Origin of the sequence: uncultured Porphyromonas sp. (genome assembly GCF_934359325.1) — a bacterium.
Classification (GTDB): Bacteria; Bacteroidota; Bacteroidia; order Bacteroidales; family Porphyromonadaceae; genus Porphyromonas_A.
Map to the genome: position 1 here is coordinate 1 of NZ_CAKRLH010000282.1, position 1,573 is coordinate 1,573.

Here is a 1,573-nt window from a genome sequence, read left to right on the forward strand (position 1 = left end):
CATTCGGTGGACAGACTGCCCTCAATTGTGGTGTAGCCCTCTACGAGAAAGGGATCCTCCGGGACTATAATATCGAGGTCCTTGGGACTCCTGTTCAGGCAATCATGGACACGGAGGACAGGGAGCTCTTTAGCGAGCGTATGCATGAGATAGGTGTCCACACCATATCCAGCGAGGCATGTGAGGACATCGAGCATGCCCGCGAGGCTGCTAAGAAGCTCGGCTATCCCGTCATCATCCGCGCGGCCTACGCCCTCGGTGGTATGGGGAGTGGCTTTTGCGACAACGAGGAGCAACTAAATGCTCTCTGCGAGCGCGCTTTCTCCTTTTCCCCACAGGTACTGGTGGAGAAGAGCCTCAAGGGCTGGAAAGAGATCGAGTACGAAGTGGTGCGTGATAAGTATGACAACTGTATCACGGTCTGCAATATGGAGAACTTCGACCCACTGGGCATCCATACCGGTGAGAGTATCGTCGTGGCTCCATCACAGACCCTAACTAACTCGGAGTTTCAGAAGCTCCGCGACATCGCCATCCGAATCGTTCGCCATATAGGCATAGTGGGGGAGTGTAATGTCCAGTACGCCTTGGACACCCAGAGCGAGGACTATCGTGTCATCGAGGTCAATGCTCGACTGAGCCGCTCATCGGCACTCGCTTCCAAGGCGACCGGCTATCCGCTCGCCTTTGTGGCTGCCAAGCTCGGTATGGGATACGGACTTCATGAGCTGAAGAATAGTGTCACACAGACCACCTCTGCCTTCTTTGAGCCGGCACTAGACTACGTCGTCTGCAAGATTCCCAGATGGGACCTCAGCAAGTTTGCCGGTGTGTCGCGTGAGATCGGCTCCAGTATGAAGTCTGTAGGCGAGATTATGGCCATCGGTCGCACCATCGAGGAAGCGATCCAGAAGGGGCTTCGGATGATCGGTCAGGGCATGCACGGCTTCGTCGAGAATAAGGAGCTGGTCATCCCGGACATAGACAAGTCCTTACGGGAGCCTACCGACAATCGTATTTTTGTCATTAGTAAGGCGTTTCGAGCCGGCTATACGATCGATCAGATCCACGATCTGACGAAGATCGACAAGTTCTTCCTCCACAAGCTTCGCAATATCATAGATACAGCTGAGGAGCTGGAGGCTCTGTCACAGATCAGAGATATCTCGCCTGAGCTGATGAGGAGGGCAAAGGTGCAGGGCTTCTCCGACTTCCAGATCGCACGTGCGGTGCTCAAGCACACGATCAAGGATATGGATGCAGCCCAGCTGGAGGTCCGGGAGCTGCGAAAGAATATGGGTATCACCCCGGTGGTGCGCCAGATCGATACGCTTGCTGCCGAGTATCCAGCTAAGACCAATTACCTCTACCTGACCTATGATGGGCATCGTCACGATGTCTCCTTTGAGGATGGGGACAAGAGTGTGATCGTGCTTGGCTCCGGAGCGTACCACATAGGTAGCTCGGTCGAGTTTGACTGGTGTGGTGTCTCTGCCCTCAAGGCGATCAAGGAGGAGGGCTACCACTCCATCATGATCAATTACAACCCCGAGACCGTCAGCACCGACTACGA

1 protein-coding gene is annotated in these 1,573 nt (G+C 54.7%); it reads left to right on the forward strand.

The features are described 5' to 3' along the window. Positions 1-1,573: carbamoyl-phosphate synthase large subunit (carB, locus tag Q0F21_RS07805; RefSeq protein WP_297238836.1), on the forward strand; the 1,573-nt coding region annotated here is incomplete at both ends.